The organism is Citrobacter sp. TBCP-5362 (genome assembly GCF_005406305.1).
Taxonomy (GTDB): Bacteria; Pseudomonadota; Gammaproteobacteria; order Enterobacterales; family Enterobacteriaceae; genus Citrobacter_B; species Citrobacter_B koseri.
On sequence record NZ_CP040234.1, the window covers coordinates 2,147,952 to 2,168,003 of the forward strand.

At 54.0% G+C, this 20,052-nt stretch carries 21 protein-coding genes, 2 pseudogenes and 1 other annotated feature; of the genes and pseudogenes, 9 read left to right on the forward strand and 14 right to left on the reverse strand.

The genetic code is table 11. From position 1 onward, the window contains the following. Nucleotides 1–25: 25 nt before the first annotated feature. On the reverse strand, nucleotides 26–1,486 hold the full coding sequence (gene cls / locus FD428_RS10250) for a cardiolipin synthase (RefSeq protein ID WP_012132206.1): 1,461 nt from the start codon (nucleotides 1,484–1,486) through the stop codon (nucleotides 26–28). 142 nt (nucleotides 1,487–1,628) lie between these two features. On the opposite strand from cls, the gene FD428_RS10255 reads away from it, so the two are divergent. After that, nucleotides 1,629–1,802, forward strand: coding sequence for a YciY family protein (locus FD428_RS10255; RefSeq protein ID WP_012132207.1), 174 nt, complete (start codon nucleotides 1,629–1,631; stop codon nucleotides 1,800–1,802). 49 nt (nucleotides 1,803–1,851) lie between these two features. On the opposite strand, the gene FD428_RS10260 is transcribed toward FD428_RS10255, so the two are convergent. After that, nucleotides 1,852–2,148 carry a YciI family protein gene (locus FD428_RS10260; protein WP_012132208.1) on the reverse strand — a complete coding sequence of 99 codons (297 nt, stop codon included), beginning with the start codon at nucleotides 2,146–2,148 and terminating at the stop codon, nucleotides 1,852–1,854. Nucleotides 2,149–2,372: 224 nt separating this feature from the next. On the opposite strand from FD428_RS10260, the gene tonB reads away from it, so the two are divergent. After that, nucleotides 2,373–3,083 (forward strand): TonB system transport protein TonB, encoded by a 711-nt coding sequence (gene tonB, locus FD428_RS10265; RefSeq protein ID WP_071259038.1) that lies wholly within the window; start codon nucleotides 2,373–2,375, stop codon nucleotides 3,081–3,083. Between the two features lie 57 nt (nucleotides 3,084–3,140). On the opposite strand, the gene yciA is transcribed toward tonB, so the two are convergent. The 4 genes and pseudogenes from yciA to FD428_RS21835 form a co-directional block, all read right to left on the reverse strand. Further along, on the reverse strand, nucleotides 3,141–3,542 hold the full coding sequence (gene yciA, locus FD428_RS10270; protein ID WP_012132210.1) for an acyl-CoA thioester hydrolase YciA: 402 nt from the start codon (nucleotides 3,540–3,542) through the stop codon (nucleotides 3,141–3,143). A gap of 131 nt (nucleotides 3,543–3,673) precedes the next feature. Next, complete coding sequence (locus FD428_RS10275; RefSeq protein WP_012132211.1) at nucleotides 3,674–4,213, reverse strand: septation protein A; 540 nt, start codon at nucleotides 4,211–4,213, stop codon at nucleotides 3,674–3,676. 55 nt (nucleotides 4,214–4,268) lie between these two features. After that, nucleotides 4,269–5,012, reverse strand: a complete 744-nt coding sequence (locus FD428_RS10280; protein WP_012132212.1) for a YciC family protein — start codon at nucleotides 5,010–5,012, stop codon at nucleotides 4,269–4,271. 25 nt (nucleotides 5,013–5,037) lie between these two features. Next, nucleotides 5,038–5,127 (reverse strand): annotated as a pseudogene (locus FD428_RS21835) (YkgJ family cysteine cluster protein); the annotation flags it as partial. Nucleotides 5,128–5,377: 250 nt separating this feature from the next. On the opposite strand from FD428_RS21835, the gene ompW reads away from it, so the two are divergent. From ompW to FD428_RS10295, 3 genes are all read left to right on the forward strand, one after another. Beyond that, nucleotides 5,378–6,016 carry an outer membrane protein OmpW gene (ompW, locus tag FD428_RS10285; RefSeq protein WP_012132213.1) on the forward strand — a complete coding sequence of 213 codons (639 nt, stop codon included), beginning with the start codon at nucleotides 5,378–5,380 and terminating at the stop codon, nucleotides 6,014–6,016. A 125-nt stretch (nucleotides 6,017–6,141) separates the two neighbouring features. Continuing rightward, nucleotides 6,142–6,417: a hypothetical protein gene (locus FD428_RS10290; RefSeq protein WP_104868605.1), complete on the forward strand. Its 276-nt coding sequence runs from the start codon at nucleotides 6,142–6,144 to the stop codon at nucleotides 6,415–6,417. Between the two features lie 74 nt (nucleotides 6,418–6,491). Further along, nucleotides 6,492–7,961 carry a GGDEF domain-containing protein gene (locus FD428_RS10295; RefSeq protein ID WP_104868606.1) on the forward strand — a complete coding sequence of 490 codons (1,470 nt, stop codon included), beginning with the start codon at nucleotides 6,492–6,494 and terminating at the stop codon, nucleotides 7,959–7,961. Nucleotides 7,962–8,012: 51 nt separating this feature from the next. On the opposite strand, the gene trpA is transcribed toward FD428_RS10295, so the two are convergent. The 6 genes from trpA to trpL form a co-directional block, all read right to left on the reverse strand. Next, nucleotides 8,013–8,819, reverse strand: a complete 807-nt coding sequence (trpA, locus tag FD428_RS10300; protein ID WP_049009727.1) for a tryptophan synthase subunit alpha — start codon at nucleotides 8,817–8,819, stop codon at nucleotides 8,013–8,015. Next, nucleotides 8,819–10,012: a tryptophan synthase subunit beta gene (gene trpB / locus FD428_RS10305; protein ID WP_012132217.1), complete on the reverse strand. Its 1,194-nt coding sequence runs from the start codon at nucleotides 10,010–10,012 to the stop codon at nucleotides 8,819–8,821. The genes trpA and trpB overlap by 1 nt, the downstream gene beginning before the upstream one ends. A gap of 10 nt (nucleotides 10,013–10,022) precedes the next feature. Next, nucleotides 10,023–11,381: a bifunctional indole-3-glycerol-phosphate synthase TrpC/phosphoribosylanthranilate isomerase TrpF gene (trpCF, locus tag FD428_RS10310; RefSeq protein ID WP_104869128.1), complete on the reverse strand. Its 1,359-nt coding sequence runs from the start codon at nucleotides 11,379–11,381 to the stop codon at nucleotides 10,023–10,025. A 3-nt stretch (nucleotides 11,382–11,384) separates the two neighbouring features. Further along, a complete protein-coding gene (gene trpD, locus FD428_RS10315; RefSeq protein ID WP_104868607.1) occupies nucleotides 11,385–12,980 on the reverse strand; it encodes a bifunctional anthranilate synthase glutamate amidotransferase component TrpG/anthranilate phosphoribosyltransferase TrpD in 1,596 nt (531 codons plus the stop codon). Further along, nucleotides 12,980–14,542 (reverse strand): anthranilate synthase component 1, encoded by a 1,563-nt coding sequence (locus tag FD428_RS10320; protein ID WP_104868608.1) that lies wholly within the window; start codon nucleotides 14,540–14,542, stop codon nucleotides 12,980–12,982. Before FD428_RS10320 ends, trpD begins: the two co-directional genes overlap by 1 nt. Before the next feature lie 23 nt (nucleotides 14,543–14,565). After that, nucleotides 14,566–14,660, reverse strand: a sequence feature (Trp leader region). Then, a complete protein-coding gene (trpL, locus tag FD428_RS10325) occupies nucleotides 14,637–14,681 on the reverse strand; it encodes a trp operon leader peptide (protein ID WP_012905981.1) in 45 nt (14 codons plus the stop codon). It overlaps the preceding feature by 24 nt. A gap of 135 nt (nucleotides 14,682–14,816) precedes the next feature. Between trpL and rnm the strand changes: the two are divergent. The 3 genes and pseudogenes from rnm (at nucleotide 14,817) to rluB (ending at nucleotide 17,290) form a co-directional block, all read left to right on the forward strand. Next, nucleotides 14,817–15,697, forward strand: a pseudogene (gene rnm / locus FD428_RS10330) (RNase AM). Further along, a complete protein-coding gene (locus tag FD428_RS10335) occupies nucleotides 15,694–16,314 on the forward strand; it encodes an L-threonylcarbamoyladenylate synthase (protein WP_012132222.1) in 621 nt (206 codons plus the stop codon). Before rnm ends, FD428_RS10335 begins: the two are co-directional and overlap by 4 nt. A gap of 100 nt (nucleotides 16,315–16,414) precedes the next feature. Then, on the forward strand, nucleotides 16,415–17,290 hold the full coding sequence (gene rluB, locus FD428_RS10340) for a 23S rRNA pseudouridine(2605) synthase RluB (RefSeq protein ID WP_012132223.1): 876 nt from the start codon (nucleotides 16,415–16,417) through the stop codon (nucleotides 17,288–17,290). Between the two features lie 91 nt (nucleotides 17,291–17,381). On the opposite strand, the gene cobO is transcribed toward rluB, so the two are convergent. Together cobO and FD428_RS10350 are read right to left on the reverse strand one after the other, a co-directional pair. Continuing rightward, nucleotides 17,382–17,972, reverse strand: coding sequence for a cob(I)yrinic acid a,c-diamide adenosyltransferase (gene cobO, locus FD428_RS10345; protein WP_104868609.1), 591 nt, complete (start codon nucleotides 17,970–17,972; stop codon nucleotides 17,382–17,384). Then, a complete protein-coding gene (locus FD428_RS10350) occupies nucleotides 17,969–18,730 on the reverse strand; it encodes a YciK family oxidoreductase (RefSeq protein ID WP_047463540.1) in 762 nt (253 codons plus the stop codon). Before FD428_RS10350 ends, cobO begins: the two co-directional genes overlap by 4 nt. A gap of 237 nt (nucleotides 18,731–18,967) precedes the next feature. Here FD428_RS10350 and sohB point away from each other — a divergent pair, with 237 nt between their 5' ends. Further along, on the forward strand, nucleotides 18,968–20,014 hold the full coding sequence (gene sohB, locus FD428_RS10355; protein ID WP_104868610.1) for a protease SohB: 1,047 nt from the start codon (nucleotides 18,968–18,970) through the stop codon (nucleotides 20,012–20,014). The last annotated feature ends 38 nt before the right edge of the window (nucleotides 20,015–20,052 follow it).

Genomic DNA, 20,052 nt, shown 5'->3' on the forward strand with positions numbered 1-20,052 from the left:
CCGTTTACCGTCTCTTGGGCACGTTTTACAGCAACGGACTGAAGAAGTAAAACAGTCGCTCAGTAATCCGCTGCCATAATGGCCGTTTTACCCACAGGCGGGCATCAAGCAGGCGAGAACGTGAAATATAATCATCCTGAACCGCAGCCAGATCGCCGCCGAATCCGGCGTCGTCAATTACCAGCGTGATTTCAAAATTTAACCACAGGCTGCGCATATCCAGGTTCACGGTGCCAACCAGACTCAGCTCGCCATCCACCAGCACGCTCTTGGTGTGCAATAATCCACCTTCAAACTGATAGATTTTGACTCCGGCGGCCAGCAGTTCAGTGAAAAAGGCGCGGCTGGCCCAACCGACCAGCATGGAGTCATTTTTACGCGGCAGGATGATGCTGACATCCACGCCGCGCTGCGCCGCTGTGCAGATCGCGTGCAGTAAATCGTCGCTGGGGACGAAATAGGGCGTTGTCATGATCAGATATTCACGAGCGGAATAGGCTGCCGTCAGCAGCGCCTGGTGAATCAGATCTTCCGGGAAGCCGGGTCCTGAGGCGATAGTATGAATGGTGTGTCCGCTGGCCTGTTCAAACGGCATGATATTGACGTCTGGAGGCGGCGGCAGGATGCGTTTACCCGTTTCGATTTCCCAGTCGCAGGAGTAGACAATCCCCATCGCGGTCGCTACCGGGCCTTCCATTCTTGCCATCAGATCAACCCATTGTCCCACGCCGGCGTCCTGTTTGAAGAAACGCGGATCGACCATATTCATGCTGCCGGTATAGGCGATGTAGTTATCAATCATCACCATCTTGCGGTGCTGGCGCAAATCCATACGGCGCAGAAAGACACGCATCAGATTGACCTTCAGCGCCTCAACCACTTCAATTCCGGCGTTACGCATCATGGCCGCCCACGGGCTGCGGAAAAAGGCCACGCTCCCGGCGGAGTCCAGCATCAGACGGCAATGAATGCCGCGTCGCGCCGCCGCCATCAGCGACTCTGCAACCTGATCCGCCATGCCGCCGGGCTGCCAGATGTAGAACACCATCTCAATGTTATGGCGCGCCAGTTGAATGTCGCGGATAAGCGCCTGCATCACATCGTCAGAGTCGGTCAGCAGTTGCAGCTGATTGCCTTTAACGCCAGCGATTCCCTGGCGTCGTTCACACAGCTTAAACAGTGACGAAGCGACGCTGCTGTTCTCTTCGGCGAAAATGTGTTTACAGGCTTTGAGGTCGTTCAGCCACTTAGCGGTGGACGGCCACATTGCTCTGGCGCGTTCGGCGCGGCGTTTCCCTAAATGCAGCTCGCCGAATGATAAATAAGCAATAATCCCTACCAGCGGCAGAATATAGATGATTAAGAGCCAGGCCATCGCGGAGGGAACGGCGCGTCGTTTCATTAAAATACGTAACGTCACACCGGCAATAAGTATCCAGTACCCCAGAATGACCAGCCAACTCACCACTGTGTAGAAGGTTGTCATAAATTTAAAAATCCTTTTGAAAGCGTATTGTTAAGAGTTTACGCATCAGGCTTCATCTGGCAAATAAAAACACCGGAAAAGCGCTGGTCTGCTCCTGACGAGAGGGTATAATGCCTGCTCTGGCACTGTAAGAGTAGTTAACATGAAGCGTAGTAGAACGGAAGTGGGACGCTGGCGCATGCAACGTCAGGCTAGCCGCCGTAAAGCGCGTTGGCTTGAAGGACAATCGCGTCGTAATATGCGTATCCACTCAATCAGAAAATGCATTCTCAATCATCAACGTAACACGTTATTGTTTGCGATTCACAGCATCTGATACAACCAGGGCACCGTATTCGGTGCCCATGAATGCAGCCCCGCCTGATTTAAAAGACTTTTTTATACGGTTTTACAGAGACTTGCGCATACACGCCCGCAGCCACATACGGGTCTGCGTCTGCCCAGGACTGCGCTTCTTCCAGCGATTCGAATTGTGCAATCACGGTTGAGCCGGTAAACCCGGCGGCACCGGGATCGTTGCTGTCGACGGCTGGCATAGGGCCTGCGGTCAACAGTCGGCCCTCATCATGGAGCAGTTGCAGGCGCGCCAGATGGGCAGGGCGGACGGAAAGACGTTTTTCAAGAGAATCGGCGATATCCTGAGCGTAAATGACATACAGCACGGGTAGAGCTCCTTAATCGGTAAAAGTCGTTAATTACGTTATTGGAAAGGTCTTTCAACTGCAACGCAAAGATAACGACTTTGTTAAGACCGTGCATAACACAGGGACTTTTTGCGGTAATATTGCGTTTTAAATGCGGCTTACCGTGATGTCTTATTGAATATGATTGCTATTTGCATTTAAAATCGAGACCTGGTTTTTTAACTGAAACGATTATGACTTCAATGACCCTTGATTTACCTCGTCGCTTTCCCTGGCCGACGTTACTTTCCGTTGGCATTCATGGTGCTGTAGTGGCGGGTCTGCTGTATACCTCGGTACATCAGGTTATTGAACTGCCTGCGCCCGCGCAGCCGATCTCAATCACAATGGTCGCGCCTGCCGATCTTGAACCACCACAGGCGGTTCAGCCGCCGCCGGAACCCGTCGTCGAACCTGAGCCGGAACCTGTTCCTGAGCCGCCAAAAGAGGCGCCGGTGGTGATTGAGAAGCCGAAACCTAAGCCGAAGCCAAAACCTAAACCGGTGAAAAAGGTTCAGGAGCAGCCTAAACGTGATGTTAAGCCTGCTGAACCGCGCCCGGCCGCACCGTTTGAAAATACGGCGCCGTCACGTCCGACAACGAATACCGCAGCGGCAACCAGCAAACCGGCCGTCAGTGTTCCTGCGGGGCCTCGCGCATTGAGCCGCAACCAGCCGCAGTATCCGGCACGAGCGCAAGCGTTGCGTATTGAAGGCCGCGTGAAAGTGAAATTCGACGTCACCTCGGACGGGCGAGTGGAGAATGTTCAGGTGCTTTCCGCTCAGCCGGCGAACATGTTTGAGCGTGAAGTGAAAAACGCGATGCGCAGATGGCGCTATGAAGCAGGGAAACCGGGGTCGGGCTTAGTGGTTAATATCATCTTCCGTCTGAACGGCACCACGCAGATCGAGTAATCGCGATCCCCTTAAATCGTAGAGCGGATAAGGCGGCGCACCGCCTTATCCGGTAATTCATGCCTGAACCGGCAGCGGGCGAGGTTTACCGTCACTGTCTACCGCCACATAGATGAACAGCGCCTCGGTTGCTTTATAACGCTGACCGATTGGCTCTGACGCCACCTTTTTCACCCACACTTCAATATTAATGCTGACAGACGTTGTGCCGCGCTTAACGCAGCGGGCATAACAGCATACGACGTCGCCTACGGCGACAGGGCGCAGAAAACTCATTCCCTCAACGCGCACGGTCACTACGCGACCATGAGCAATTTCTTTAGCCTGAATCGCGCCGCCAATATCCATTTGAGACATGAGCCAGCCGCCAAAAATATCGCCGTTAGCATTGGTATCGGCGGGCATGGCCAGCGTGCGTAAAACCAGTTCGCCCTGAGGAGCGTTATTTGTTGTTGTCATTGTAGAACCGACTGTGAAGAAAGATTTCAGGCGCGAATGCTACTATGATTTGCGCAGGGAGAACAGAGGGGGAAACGCGCGCCAGGCTGGCGTGAAGGGGATGCCAGACCAGACGGTCTGGCAAACAGAACTCAGGATTTATCTTCCTGCGGCAGATGGCGGTAAATGTAGACTCCGCTCAGAAGGGTAAAAATCAGCGTCAGCGCAGTTAAACCGAACACTTTGAAGTTGACCCAGATGTTTTGCGGCAGCCAAAACGCGATGTAGATATTGGCGAGCCCGCAGAGGATGAAAAATACGGCCCATGCCAGGTTCAGCTTAGACCAGACCGGCTGCGGCAACGTCAGTTCTTTCCCTAACATGCGTTGAATCAGCGGCTTTTTCATGACCCACTGGCTTATCAGCAGCGCACCGGCAAACAGGCCGTAAATCACCGTCACCTTCCACTTAATAAACTCATCGTTGTGGAAGAAAATGGTCAGGCCGCCGAACACGGCAACCAGAACGAAAGTGATCAACGCCATCTTTTCGACCTTGCGATAGCGAACCCAACTGTAGATCAACACAATGGCTGTCGCGACAATCAGGGCGGAGGTCGCCGCATAGATGTCGTACAGCTTATAAAAAGCAAAAAAGACAACCAGCGGTAAAAAATCAAGAAACTGCTTCATTCTTCGATTCCGTAATCAAAAGTTTTGGGCAAACTGGCCCTTAACACGTTCAGGGTTATTGGCGAATCAACATATACAGGCGGAACAAATAGATGAGCAATATGGCGGAAATCAAATTGCTCAGCGTATTCGCCAACACTGCGCCAACATTCGGCGTCAGCGCTGCAAAGCTGGGGGCAAACAGCAGCAAGAGCGTTTTCGCCAGTAACCAGCCGATCACCGCCGGAGCGACCAGTCGCATATTAGACCACGCCAGACGCATACTGTTGCGCATGGCGGCAAATACGCCCATCTTGTCCTGAACCAGCATCACCGGCGCAAGCGCCAGCAGAATCGCCATCAAAATCCCCGGTACGACAATCAGCATAATACCGATTTGCACTAACAGGGTAGTCAGAAAAATCAGGACAAACAATTTAGGTAAAACCGGCGCGCTGGCACCGATAGCACGTAATGCGCTGACCCGATGACCGGCGGAAATCAGCTGGATCATCAGCAAAACGCCCCCAGCCAGGATCGCATTGCCAATGAGTCCTGAAAATGTTGATGCCGCTGAAGCCCGTAATAATATTTGCTGCTGTTCCGGCGTCATGTTCTGCACCAGATCGAACAGGCCGACGCTACCGGTCAGATGATCTCCTTCACTGAGTTGCGCGATTTGGGCATCGCTGGGGGAAAAGGCATGACCTAAAACCACCGTAATAAATGCGCACAGCAACGAAACCAGCAAGATGGTTACAAATTGATTACGGAAAAAGTTCCCCGTGTCACGGTAAACGGACTTCGCCGTGATAGACATGCACTCTCCTTGAGTTTTGCAGGTGTTAATTTGCGGGCAATTGTACCCTGGATAACTCTACAGTGGCAGCATCACGGGGTGTATGGAAAAGCATATCTTTGTAAAGCGCGGGTAATTTTGGCTGCGAAAGCGCCAGCCGTCCTCTCTTTTACAATCCATCCGCCTGGTTGAAAAAAGCCATTTATCACTAAAATTCGGAAAGTTTGATTCAAACGGCTTTAACCAGGATTTTAGATGCAAGTTCTAAATTAATCTGGATCAATAAAGGTTAAATTACAGGGCCTAATGTGATCTGTATTGGATCACTTATTACTCCATTGTAGGTATATTCGTGACGCATTTATAACCATAACGATGGAGCGGATATGAAAAAGTTAACAGTGGCAGCCCTGGCAGTAAGTACTCTTCTCTCTGGTAGTGCGCTTGCGCATGAGAGCGGTGAGTTTTTTATCCGTGCGGGCTCGGCGACCGTGAGACCGACGGAAGGGGCAGGCGGAACGCTGGGGAGTCTGAACGGTTTTGATGTCAGTAACAATACGCAACTCGGTTTGACTTTTACTTATATGGCAACCGACAACATTGGTATTGAACTGCTGGCGGCGACGCCGTTCCGCCATAAAATTGGGACAGGGGATACCGGTGATATCGCTACCGTGCGTCACCTGCCGCCGACATTAATGGCGCAGTGGTACTTTGGCGACGCCAGTAGCAAACTGCGCCCTTATATTGGCGCAGGTGTAAACTACACCACCTTCTTTGACGAAGGTTTCAACAACAATGGTAAAGAGACAGGGTTGTCCGATCTGAGTCTGAAGGATTCCTGGGGAATGGCCGGGCAGGTGGGTATGGATTACCTGATTAACCGGGACTGGTTAATTAACATGTCGGTCTGGTATATGGATATCGATACTACCGCAAGCTATAAACTCGGTGGTGCCCAGCAGCATGACAGCGTCCGCCTCGACCCGTGGGTATTTATGTTCTCTGCCGGTTATCGTTTCTGAGTTTATGTGACCCATCTAAAAAGCGGGCTGTCATACAGCCCGCTTTTTATATTCTGCTGATTTCAACATCATACCTCTCCCTGAGATGCTATCTTTGAAACAAGCCTGTTTTGAGAGCATTGACGATGATAGTAACTCAAGCCCTTCTGCAACAAAAAATCGCGACCCTGGAATCGATAGTCAGAGATGAAGAGACTGAGTTCACTTTACAGGCGCTGCGTATGCTGCTGGATGCAATGCATAAGATTGATTCGCTGGAAGAGAATATTACTACGCCCGTCCGTTTACCTTATTGCAGTTCGAGTCCGGTTTGTGAGATTGAAGCCGGGTACGCCGCTGGCGTCAGTGACTGCCGTGAGGCTATTCGCAGGGCGGGATACCCGATTGAAGGAGATGATTAATCACTGAAAACTGTACTGTATCAGCAAAATCTACTAACGTATTCGGCCCCGCGATTCAGGCTTAAGGTGCCTCAGTGAAGATTGTTCAGGACAGCCTAAGAAATAGCCAGGCGTTGTTGATGTCAGCGCTTATCACTTTACTTTTTACTTCACTGTATCTCTTTATTATTTACGAACAACGACAGGCCGTTGTGAATGAAGGGATGAGTCGTCTGCAAACGCGGATGATGGATATTTTCAACGATAACGAACTCATCGCCGATGCGACAGGGGTTCGCTATCACCAGATCAAAAATGCCGGGCAGTGCGGCAACCTCTCAAGGTTTTCCCCCAGAGATGCGGATTCATGGGGTATCAATGCCGACCGGGCGCGGATCCATTCCGCAACGGGCACTATTGTTTCCCGTCAGCCCAATATTAACGCTTTATGTATGTTTGCGGCGGCGGAGTTTATTCGGGATCGGATGAACACCCTTAATCCGGGGGATTATGCCGCGCATCGCTACATTATCGCCAAAGATGCCAGCTATTTTTATTGGTTCACGCCAGCAGATGCAAAACCCTTCTATTTTAGCGACTCTAAAATGGCGGGCGATATCACCGACTTTTTCTTACCGCCCGTGGGCTTTTATACGCGTCTGCTGCAAAAGAATGTCAAATCCAAGTCGCTCAGTTCAACGGACTTTTATACGGACAAAATCACGAATGAAAAAGCGTACAGCGTAGTCAGTTATATTTACGATCTTTCTGGAAAAGAGATCTCCGATCATATCGTTGCGTATCTGGTGTATGACCATTCTAAACCTGAGCTACAGGAGGCGCTGACGGAGGCCTTTGAACATCATATTCCACCCGGCCTTAATGTGGCTCTGGTGCATACGCCCACGCAGGAAAATCTCTGCCTGAGCGGTGATTGCCAGCCTGTCGCCGGGGAGTCCATCCGTGCAATGTCTGCAAAATATGCGTTCCATTCCTCGCTCTCTCTGCATCGGTTCGTCAGATACGACACGCAGGCCGGGATTGCGATTCTGCTGGCGCCATTCTTCTTTATCCTGATCTTCCTCGGCTTAAAATTCTGGCTGAACGCGAGCGACCTGAAGGTGTATATCGACTCGCTGACGGGCTGCTTTAACCGCAAGATCCTTGATATTGTGAAGCGCAGGGATTTAACGCGCAGCTGCGTGGTGCTGCTGGATTGTAATAAGTTTAAAGCCATCAACGACACCTGGGGGCATGTGGCGGGAGACCGGGCGTTGCAAATCATCGCCAACAGAATGCTCTCTAACACCCGCACCAGTCATGACCTGGTGATTCGTACCGGCGGCGATGAGTTCGTTATTTTGCTTTACCGTGCGCAGATTGGTGACGCGATAGCCATCGCGGAGCGGATAACCGGCCAGATAAATGATTATGCATTTATGGTTGATGGTCATGTTGTACCGCTGTCGGTGTCATGGGGCGTCGCAGAAGTAACCCGCGATCTGGATACGGCTATTCAGCATGCGGATAACGAAATGTACAAAATGAAGCAGGTGAGGGAATGACGGGATTGGCCCGATAAGCATGGCATTATCGGGCCTGTTGCCTGCGCAATATTATGCGCGGGTCGCGGCTTTCATTGCCGTGACAAACGCTTTCAGCTCGGTCAGCATCTGCCCGGGGTTTGCGACGTTTTTCTCAATGAGCTTAACGATCGCTGACCCGGAAATCGCCCCGGCGGCGCCGGCTTCAATGGCACCTGTAACCTGTTCCGGGGAAGAGATGCCAAAGCCCTGCAACGGGGGCGCGGCGTTATACTCTTTCAGTTTTTCCACCAGATGATGCAGCGGTAATGCGGCGCGGTTTTCTGCGCCCGTCACGCCTGCCCGCGAAAGCAGATAGGTATAACCGCGTCCATAAGAGGCTATCTGGCGCAACAGATCGTCATCGGCATTGGGCGGGCAGATGAAAATCGGCGCCACGTTGTAGCGTAATGCCGCCTGACGGAAGGGCGCAGACTCCTCAACAGGCACATCCGCCACCAGTACGGAATCCACGCCGACTTTCTCGCACTGCGCGTAAAATTCGTCGATCCCTTTGCTGAACACCAGGTTGGCGTACATCAGCAGACCAATCGGAATCGTCGGGTGTTTCTGACGAATCAGCGCCAGCATCTCAAAGCATTGCGTAGGCGTTACGCCTGCGGCAAACGCGCGCAGCGTGGCTTCCTGGATGGTCGGCCCGTCTGCCAGCGGATCGGAGAACGGAATGCCGAGTTCAAGGGCGTCGGCGCCGGCTTCAATCAGCGTATCAATAATGTTCAGTGACTGTTCAACGGAAGGATCGCCCAAGGTCACGAAGGGGACAAATGCGCCTTCCTTGCGATCCTTCAGCTGTGCAAACAGGTTTTCATAGCGTTCCATCAGATTTCCCCTCGCGCTTTCAGAATATCGTGTACGGTGAAAATGTCTTTGTCGCCGCGACCGGAAAGGTTAACGACCAGCAATTGTTCTTTTTCTGGATTTTCACGCATCATTTTCAGGGCGTGAGCCAGGGCGTGGGACGACTCCAGCGCCGGAATAATCCCTTCATGCAGACAGAGCGTTTTAAAGGCTTCCAGCGCTTCGTCATCGGTGATCGACACATAATCGGCGCGACCAATGCTGTTCAGATACGCGTGCTGCGGCCCAACGGACGGGAAATCCAGCCCGGCGGAAATGGAGTAGGACTCTTCAATTTGCCCTTCCTCGGTTTGCATCATCGGCGCTTTCATGCCGAAATAGATGCCTACGCGACCGTGCTTCAGCGGCGCGCCGTGCTCGCCTGTTTCAATCCCGTGGCCGCCAGGTTCGACGCCAATCAAACCCACGCTGGTTTCGTTGATGAAGTCCGCAAACATGCCGATTGCGTTGGAGCCGCCGCCCACGCAGGCAATCACGGCATCCGGCAGACGACCTTCTTTTTCGAGGATCTGCGCTTTCGTCTCTTCCCCGATCATGCGCTGAAATTCACGGACGATGGTCGGGAACGGGTGCGGGCCTGCCGCAGTACCGAGCATATAGTGCGCGGATTCATAGCTGCCGGACCAGTCGCGAAGCGCTTCGTTGCAGGCGTCTTTCAGGGTGGCGGAGCCGCTGTGTACAGGGATCACTTCCGCGCCCATCAGTCGCATACGAAAGACGTTTGGCGACTGACGCTCGACGTCTTTTGCGCCCATATAGATACGGCATTTCAGACCGAGCAGGGCGCTGGCGAGCGCGGAAGCCACGCCATGCTGACCTGCGCCCGTTTCGGCGATAATCTCTGTTTTACCCATGCGTTTCGCCAGCAGCGCCTGACCCAGTACCTGGTTTGTTTTGTGCGCGCCGCCGTGCAGTAAATCTTCACGCTTCAGATACAGCGTGGTTTTGGTGCCGGCGGTGATATTCTGGCATTTGGTCAGCGCGGTTGGACGGCCTGCATAGTTCTTCAGCAGATCGGCAAACTGGGCCTGAAACTGCGGATCTTTCTGCGCGCTGACGAACGCTTCTTCCAGCTGGCGCAGGGCAGGCATCAGAATCTGCGGGACATACATGCCGCCAAATTCACCAAAGTAGGGATTGAGTAATGTTGTCATGTTTTCTTCCTTAATATGCGCGCAGTGTCTGAAAGACCGAGGCCAGAAGGTGTGCATCTTTGATGCCCGGCTGTGACTCTACACCAGAATTAAAATCGAGACCGGCACAGCCGGTTTTTGCCGCTTCCACGCAGTTGTCTGCGCCTAATCCGCCCGCCAGCAATACGTTGTCCAGCGTTTCACCGTTCAATAACGACCAGTCAAAACGTTGGCCGCTGCCGCCCTGACCGTTATCGAGAACGTACTTATCAACGTGCTGGTAATCACGAGCTGGCAGTGCGTCGCCCACGCTAAGCGCTTTCCAGATTTGTACCTGTTCCGGTAATGCGGCGCGCAGAGCATCGACATAAGCCTGGTCTTCACTGCCATGCAGTTGCACGGCCTTGAGCGACAAGGTGGTCGCTTTTTCACATACCTCGGTGATAGCGGTATTGCGGAATACGCCGACATATTGCAGGGGGGCGGCGGCTATCACCTCGCGCGCCTGGTCGAGATTTACGACGCGAGGCGACGAGGGAACAAAAATCAGCCCGCCATAAATGGCGCCAGCTTCGTAAGCGGCTTTTGCATCCTGCCCGCGCGTCAGGCCGCAGACTTTGTTCTCGCCAAGCAGCACGCGACGCACGGCGGCGTGCAGATCGGCATGGGACATCAACGCAGAACCGATCAGGAAACCGTTAGCGAAGTGGCTTAGCTCGCGCACCTGTGCATAGGTATTAATCCCGGACTCGCTGATCACGGTCACGCCGTGCCCCAGTTTCGGCGCAAGCTGACGGGTACGGTTAAGGTCAATCGACAGATCGCGCAGGTCGCGGTTATTAATGCCGACGACTTTCGCACCCAGTGCGATGGCGCGCTCCAGTTCTTCTTCGTTACTGACTTCCGTCAGCACGCCCATTTTCAGACTGTGGGCGACGGCGGAAAGCTGGCGATATTGCTCGTCATCCAGTACGGAGAGCATCAGCAGACAGGCATCGGCCTGGTAGTAACGCGCCAGATAGATTTGGTAAGGATCGATGATGAAGTCCTTACACAGAACCGGCTGCGGCGCGATACGGCTGACAACAGTGAGAAAGTCAAAACTCCCCTGGAAATATTTCTCATCGGTCAGAACGGAAATCGCCGACGCGTAATGTTTATAAACACCGGCAATCTGCGCGGGGTCGAAGTCATCACGAATCACCCCTTTGGAGGGGGACGCTTTTTTACACTCCAGAATAAATGCGGTACGCGTGCCTTGCAGCGCATCATAGAAATGGCGGGCACTTGGCTGAACCTCATTCTGGAAACTGGCTAACGGTTGTTGTTGTTTACGGGCTTCTACCCAGATCGCCTTATCCGCGACGATTTTCGCTAAAACGGTTTGCATCATTTACCCTCTTGCCGCCAGTGCGGTAACCCGGTCATAAGCTGCGCCACTGCGCAGTACATCAATCACAGTTTGCGCATTGGCCTTTAAATCTTCCTTACCATGCAGGCGCATTAACATGGCGACATTCGCAGCGACAGCGGCCTCGTGAGCGACTTCACCTTTACCTTGTAACAAGCGGGTGAGAATGTCACGGTTTTCTTCCGGCGTGCCGCCTGCCAGCTGTTCCTGGTGATACGGGGTGAGGCCGAAGTCTTCCGCCGTGAGCTGGTAGCTCTTGATTTCACCATCGTGCAGTTCAGCCACAATGGTTGGCGCATGCAGCGACACTTCATCCATACCGCCGCTGTGAACCACCGCCGCACGCTGATAACCCAGTACCCGCAGAGTTTCGGCAATGGGCAGTACCAGCTCCGGGCTGTAGACGCCAATCAGCGCCAGTGGCGGGTGAGCCGGGTTGATCAGCGGCCCCAGCACATTGAACAAGGTGCGGGTTTTAAGCTGCTGGCGAACCGGCATCGCATGACGGAAACCCGTATGGTATTTCGGTGCGAACAGGAAGCAGACGCCCAGGTCGTCCAGCGCCTGACGCGATTTATCGGCGTTCATATCCAGATTGATACCGAATGCCGCCAACAGATCGGACGAACCGGATTTACTGGAGACGCTGCGGTTGCCATGTTTGGCCACCTTCAGTCCACAGGCCGCCGCCACAAAGGCGCTGGCGGTGGAGATATTGATGCTGTTGCTGCCATCACCGCCGGTGCCGACAATATCGGCAAACAGATAGTCCGGGCGCGGGAACGGCGCGGCATTTTCCAGCAGCGCGGTAGCGGCGCCAGCGATTTCATTCGGATGTTCGCCACGCACTTTCATACTGACCAGCGCCGCCGCCAGTTGTTCTGGCTTCAGTTCGCCACGAACCACGGCAGAGAAAAGCTGGTGGCTTTCCTGCTGGGTCATGGTTTGCGCCTGGTACAATTTTTCCAGAATCGGTTGCAGCGTATTGGTCGGCTCCAGTTTTTGTTGCGCCCAGGCCAGCGTTTGTTCCAGCAACAGCGCACCTTGCGTAGTAAGAATGGACTCCGGGTGGAACTGAAAACCACAGACGCGATCCGTGTCGTGACGTACCGCCATCACCATGCCGTTAAAATGGGCGTTAATCGTCAGCCCCGCAGGCACGTTGCTGCCCACCAGAGAGTGATAACGAGCAACCGGCAGCGGGTTCACCAGACCGGCAAACATCGCCTGTCCGTCATGTTCAATGCTCGACGCTTTGCCGTGGAGAATCTCGCCCGCCTGACCGACGTAGCCACCGTAGGCTTCAACAATCGCCTGGTGTCCGAGGCAGATGCCGATAATGGGCAGCTTGCCACGCAAACGGGTCAACAACTCCGGCATACAACCGGCTTCGCTGGGGACGCCTGGTCCAGGGGAAAGCATCAGCACCGGGTTTTTCATCGTCGCAAGACGGTCGATTAAGGTCTGCGCCGGGATATGGTTACGGTAAATCACCACATTGTGGCCGTTGGCCCGTAGCTGATCTGCCAGGTTGTAAGTAAAAGAGTCGATGTTATCGAGCAGCAGAATGTCAGCCATTAGAAAATCTCCTGTGCATGGTGCGCGGTGGCAATAGCACGCAGAACCGCGCGCGCTTTATTACGGGTTTCGTCGGCTTCAGACTGCGGAACAGAATCCAGCACGATTCCGGCACCGGCCTGCACGGTGGCGATGCCGTCTTCCACCAGAGCAGAGCGAATCACAATGCAGGTATCGAGATCGCCATGCGCGGTGAAGTAGCCCACCGCACCGCCATAACTGCCGCGACGACGCCCTTCGGCACCGGCGATAAGCTGCATGGCGCGAACTTTTGGCGCGCCACTCAGCGTGCCCATATTCATACAGGCGCGGTAAGCATGCAGCACATCCAGATCGCTGCGTAATTCACCCACCACGCGGGACACCAGGTGCATAACGAACGAATAACGATCGACTTTCGTCAGGTCGGCAACGTAGCGGCTGCCGGGAGTACAAATGCGCGCCAGATCATTACGCGCCAGATCGACCAGCATCAGGTGTTCAGACAGCTCTTTATGGTCGGTGCGCATCTCCAGCTCAATGCGGCTGTCGAGATCGCGATCCAGCGAGCCGTCGGCACGGCGACCGCGCGGGCGCGTGCCGGCGATGGGGTAGATCTCAATCTGGCGACTGGTCGCGTCGTACTTCAGCGAGCTTTCCGGGGAGGCGCCAAACAGGGTGAAATCGTTATCCTGCATAAAGAACATGTATGGACTTGGGTTGCTCTTTTTCAGTACGTAATAGGCCGCCAGCGGTGACGGGCAGGGTAATGAGAAGCGGCGGGAAGGCACCACCTGGAAAATCTCTCCTGCGCGAATCGCTTTCTGCATGGTACGCACAACGGCGCCAAACTCTTCGTCGCTCTGGCTGCATTCGCAGCGCATTTGCGGCACTGGTGTAACGGGCAACGGCGGCGCGGGTTCGGTTAATTGCTGCGTCAGCTGCACGAGGCGCGCCGTCAGACGCTGTTTTTCCGCTTCATTATCGGTAAAGAGGCTTGCCTGAATACGGGTGCTTTTCTTCTGATGGTCAATCACCATCAGCGTTTCCGCAAGATAGAAGCAGTAATCCGGGCAGCGATTACCGGCTTCCAGTTGCGGTAACGCTTCAAATCCCGCCACCAGGTCATAGGCAAACAAACCGCCGAAAAACATGGCTTCGCGCTCTTCAGCAGGCACATTCACCAGGTTCTGCAACAGACGGAATGCGTCAAATACCGACAGCGAACACAGACGCGCATCCTCATCTAACAGCGAGCTTACTGCGGGAAAGCGCAGCTTCCGGTTGCCGGGCTGCGCTGTATTTTCAACGCCTGCGGGCAGCGCGGCATCCAGCAGCGGGAGCAGGGATGCACCGTTATCCGTTAACGCTTCGATAGTGACAGTGTCACCCAAAGCGGTAATGCGCAGCGCACTATCGACCAATAGCAGGCTTTTCAGATCATTTTTACTGTCGATATCAGCGGATTCCAGCAGCAGCGTTGCCGGGCGGTCGCCACAAACCTGATGGAACAACGCCGTCGGGTTCTCACGGTAGGCGGCATTGCAGGAAAGCAATTCGAGTGTTGGTTTTTGTATTTGCATCGTTATTCTCATTCATTCTGTTCAAAAAAAAGCCCGCTCATCTGGCGGGCCGGGTATCTGGTTGCTTATTGCAGACGTCATACACTGCCCGAAATCAGGAAGTGCGCCACCAACCGTGCAGTACGAATGTTGCTTTCATCTCAGATACCTTCTTCATGTGAACTTGCGTACTAGTTAACTAGTTCGATGAAATAAAGTCAACACCTGATTTCAGTATATTTGCCGGAACCGTTATGATGTTTGTGAAAGAACATTTATTAAGACGGGAGCCGCCTTGAGCGACACGAATTACGCAGTGATTTACGACCTGCACAGTCATACAACGGCGTCCGATGGTCGGTTAACGCCAGAAGCGTTAGTACATCGTGCGGTAGAGATGCGAGTCGGCACACTGGCGATCACCGATCATGACACCACAGCCGCTATTCCGGCGGCAAGAGAAGAAATTTCACGTTCCGGGCTTGCCCTGAACCTGATTCCTGGCGTGGAAATTTCAACTGTCTGGGAAAATCATGAGATCCATATTGTGGGTCTGAATATCGACATTGCGCATCCGGCGATGTGTGCGTTCCTGGCGGAACAAACCGAACGTCGTCAGCAGCGTGCGCGTCTGATTGCCGAGCGTCTGGAGAAAGCGCATATTCCTGGGGCGTGGGAAGGCGCTTTGCGGCTTGCCGACGGTGGGGCCGTGACGCGCGGGCATTTCGCCCGTTTTCTGGTGGAGTGCGGCAAAGCCGGGAGCATTGCCGATGTTTTTAAAAAATACCTTGCGCGTGGGAAAACCGGATACGTTCCGCCACAGTGGTGTACAATAGAACAAGCTATTGATGTGATTCATCATTCTGGCGGTAAGGCAGTATTGGCCCATCCAGGCCGCTACGACCTTAGCGCTAAGTGGCTGAAAAGGTTGATTGCGTATTTTGCGCTGCATCGCGGTGATGCGATGGAAGTGGCGCAATGCCAGCAGTCGCCCAATGAGCGAACCCAACTGGCGACCTATGCGCGCCAGCACCATTTATGGGCATCACAAGGCTCTGATTTTCATCAGCCGTGCCCGTGGATTGAACTGGGTCGCAAGCTCTGGCTGCCAGCAGGCGTCGAAGGCGTATGGCAGCTGTGGGAAGAGCCACAAACACCACAGTGAGGGAAGTATGAGCCAGTTTTTTTATATTCATCCTGAAAACCCGCAACAACGGCTGATCAATCAGGCGGTTGAAATTGTGCGTAAAGGTGGGGTGATTGTTTATCCAACCGATTCCGGCTATGCGCTGGGTTGTAAAATCGAAGATAAAGGGGCGATGGAGCGCATCTGCCGCATTCGCCACCTGCCGGACGGGCATAACTTCACGCTGATGTGTCGGGATCTGTCTGAGTTATCGACCTATTCGTTTGTCGATAACGTTGCTTTTCGCTTAATTAAAAACAATACGCCGGGCAACTACACTTTTATCCTGAAGGGAACGAAAGACGTGCCGCGCCGCCTGTTACAGGAAAAACGGAAAACAATCGGTCTGCGCGTGCCGTCGAACCCGATCGCGCTGGCACTGCTGGAAGCGCTGGGCGAACCGATGCTCTCCACCTCGCTGATGCTGCCCGGCAGCGAATTTACCGAGTCCGACCCGGAAGAGATCAAAGACCGCCTGGAAAAACAGGTCGATTTGATCATTCACGGCGGTTACCTCGGCCAGCAACCGACCACGGTGATTGATTTAACCGATGATTCTCCGGTTGTCTTGCGCGAAGGCGTTGGTGACGTTAAACCTTTCTTATAAGGGCGCAACTCTGTATACTACGCGGCCTTAAAATGGCGCTGTAAAGCGCCGTTGATTCTCCTGTTCGACGCCTGTGAAGGCGACACCTGAAGGAAGCTCTATGAGCGAAAAGTTACAAAAAGTGCTGGCTCGCGCTGGCCACGGTTCTCGCCGTGAAATTGAATCCATTATTGAAGCAGGCCGTGTAAGCGTTGACGGCAAAATCGCCACGCTTGGCGATCGCGTTGAAATCACGCCGGGTCTGAAAATCCGTATCGACGGTCATCTGATCTCGGTGAAAGAGTCTGCGGAACAAATTTGTCGCGTTCTGGCCTATTACAAACCAGAAGGTGAGCTGTGCACCCGTAACGACCCGGAAGGTCGTCCTACCGTTTTTGATCGCTTACCGAAACTGCGCGGCGCACGCTGGATTGCCGTAGGTCGTCTGGATGTGAATACCTGTGGTTTGCTGTTGTTCACGACGGATGGCGAACTGGCGAACCGTCTGATGCACCCGAGTCGTGAAGTTGAGCGTGAATACGCCGTGCGCGTATTTGGTCAGGTTGATGACGCCAAGCTGCGTGACCTGAGTCGTGGCGTTCAACTGGAAGATGGCCCGGCGGCATTTAAAACCATCAAATTCAGCGGTGGTGAAGGTATTAACCAGTGGTACAACGTCACGCTGACCGAAGGGCGTAACCGTGAGGTGCGTCGTCTGTGGGAAGCGGTTGGCGTGCAGGTTAGCCGACTGATCCGCGTGCGCTATGGTGATATTCCATTGCCGAAAGGGCTGCCGCGCGGTGGCTGGACTGAACTGGATCTGGCGCAGACCAACTATCTGCGTGAACTGGTGCAACTGGCGCCGGAAACCACCTCCAAAGTGGCCGTGGAGAAAGACCGACGTCGTATGAAGGCGAACCAGATTCGCCGTGCGGTGAAGCGTCACAGCCAGGTTGGCGGCGGTCGTCGTTCAGGCGGTCGTAACAACAACGGTTGATGCTGAATGCCCGGTGGCGCTTACGCTTACCGGGCCTACGTTTTGGCCGTAGGCCGGATAAAGCGTTTACGCCGTCATCCGGCACCGTTTCCTAATAATCAATTCCCATCTGGGCCTTCACGCCCGCTTCAAAAGCATGTTTGACCGGACGCAGCTCGCTGACCGTGTCGGCCAGTTCCAGAATATCGCGATGACAACCGCGACCGGTAATAATCACCGTCTGATTCTGCGGACGGGCATTTAAGGCATTGATGACCTCTTCAAGCGGCAGATAGTCATACGCCACCATGTAGGTCAGTTCATCCAGCACGACCATATCCAACGTTGGGTCCGCCAGCATACGTTTGCCATGTTCCCAGACAGCCATACAGGCTGCGGTGTCGGTTTCGCGATTTTGCGTTTCCCAGGTGAACCCGGTCGCCATCACCTGAAATTCCACGCCGTGGGGCTCCAGCAGATTGCGCTCGCCGTTAGGCCATGTGCCTTTAATGAACTGCACCACGCCCACTTTTTTACCGTGGCCGACGGCGCGCGTTGCGGTGCCGAATGCCGCCGTGGTTTTGCCTTTACCGTTGCCGGTAAACACGATGATGACGCCGCGTTCGTCCTGCGCCGCCGCAACGCGGGCGTCGACCCGGTCTTTCACACGCTGCTGGCGTTGTTGATAGCGTTCTTCAGTCATTGGGCGATTCCTGGTTTACGGCCCGGCTGGGCATCAAAAGTCATACCGGTTTTACGGCGGCTGTCGTCGCCCATCAGCCACAAATAGAGGGGCATGATATCGGCGGGCGTTTTTAACTTCTGCGGATCTTCCGTAGGGAAGGCGCTGGCGCGCATACTCGTGCGCGTGCCGCCTGGGTTGATGCAATTTACACGTAAGGGGTGGTTCTGGTATTCGTCCGCCAGTACCTGCATCATGCCTTCGGTGGCGAATTTAGAGGTGGCGTAAGCGCCCCAGTTGGCGCGTCCCTGACGACCGACGCTTGATGAGGTAAAGACCAGCGAACCGGCGTCGGATTTAAGTAATAAAGGAAGCAGCGCCTGGGTCAGCATGAATGTCGCATTGACGTTAACCTGCATAACATCCTGCCAGACGTGCGGATTTTGTTCGCTCATTGGGCAGATATCGCCCAGTAACCCGGCGTTATGCAGAACGCCATCCAGTCGTGGATAGTGTGCCGCAATCCGCTGGCCTAACTGGTGGCATTCTTCAGCGGTGCAGGTCAGTAGATCCAGTGTAAACCACTGTGGCAATGCGCCTGTATCTTCGGCGACAGTCTGTGCGACCTGACGCAGTTTTTCTTCATTTCGACCCAGCAAAATAACGTTTGCGCCGTAACGCGCATAGGTGAGCGCGGCTTCGCGACCAATGCCATCACTGGCGCCGGTGACCAGAATAATGCGATTTTGCAATAGATCTTGTTTAGGTTGGTAATGCACGGCTACTCCTCGGCGACGCGTTGGGTCACCCTGCCAGTTGTCTTATCTTCTCTTTAACTTTTCGGCTTTATGCCTGAAAGCCCGCGTCATTTCAATCAGTCAACGGCGATAACGCCGAAAAATGAACACTTTGTCATACTTTTCACCCAGTAACCGCAACGCAGGATCAAACGAGACGGGCTAACACGCCTGTTGTACACTGAGCCAAAATAGCGTTGTGTAACCAAGGTGGGACTCGTGGAATTGTTGTCTGAATATGGGTTGTTTTTGGCAAAAATCGTCACTGTCGTGGTGGCAATCGCCGTCATTGTGATGCTGATCGTGAATGCTGCCCAGCGTAAACGCCAGCGTGGGGAGCTGCGGGTAACGAATCTCAGCGAGCAATATAAAGAGATGAAGGACGATCTGGCGACGGCGCTGATGGACGGTCATCAACAAAAACTCTGGCATAAAGCGCAGAAAAAGAAGCAGAAGCTGGAGGCAAAAGCGGCGAAAGCGAAAGCAAAGCAGGGGGGAAATGCCGCGACGGAGAAACCTCGTGCCTGGGTGCTGGATTTTAAAGGCAGTATGGATGCCCACGAAGTCAGCGCGCTGCGTGAGGAGGTGACGGCGGTGTTAGCAGCGTTTAAACCGCAGGATCAGGTGGTCGTGCGTCTGGAAAGCCCCGGCGGCGTTGTGCATGGCTATGGCCTGGCGGCTTCGCAATTGCAGCGTCTGCGCGATAAGCAGATCCCGTTGACGGTAACGGTGGACAAAGTCGCCGCCAGCGGCGGTTACATGATGGCCTGTGTGGCCGACAAAATTGTTTCGGCGCCGTTTGCGATTGTCGGCTCTATTGGCGTTGTGGCGCAAATCCCTAACTTTAATCGCTTTTTGAAAGGGAAGGATATCGATATTGAGCTGCACACGGCGGGCCAGTATAAGCGCACGCTAACGCTGCTTGGCGAAAACACGGAGGAAGGGCGTCAGAAATTCCGTGAAGATCTGAATGAAACCCATCACCTGTTTAAGCATTTTGTGCAGCAGATGCGCCCTGTGCTGGATATCGAACAGGTGGCCACAGGCGAGCACTGGTATGGCCAACAGGCGCTGGAGAAAGGTCTGGTGGACGAAATCAACACCAGTGATGACGTCATTCTCCGCTTGATGGACGGTTATGAGGTGTTCAACGTTCGCTTTATGCAGCGTAAGAAATTGATGGATCGGTTTACGGGTAGCGCCGCAGAAAGCGCCGATCGTTTGTTGCTACGCTGGTGGCAGCGCGGACAAAAACCGCTGATGTAAAATTGTCATTGCCCGGTGGCGCTAACGCTTACCGGGCC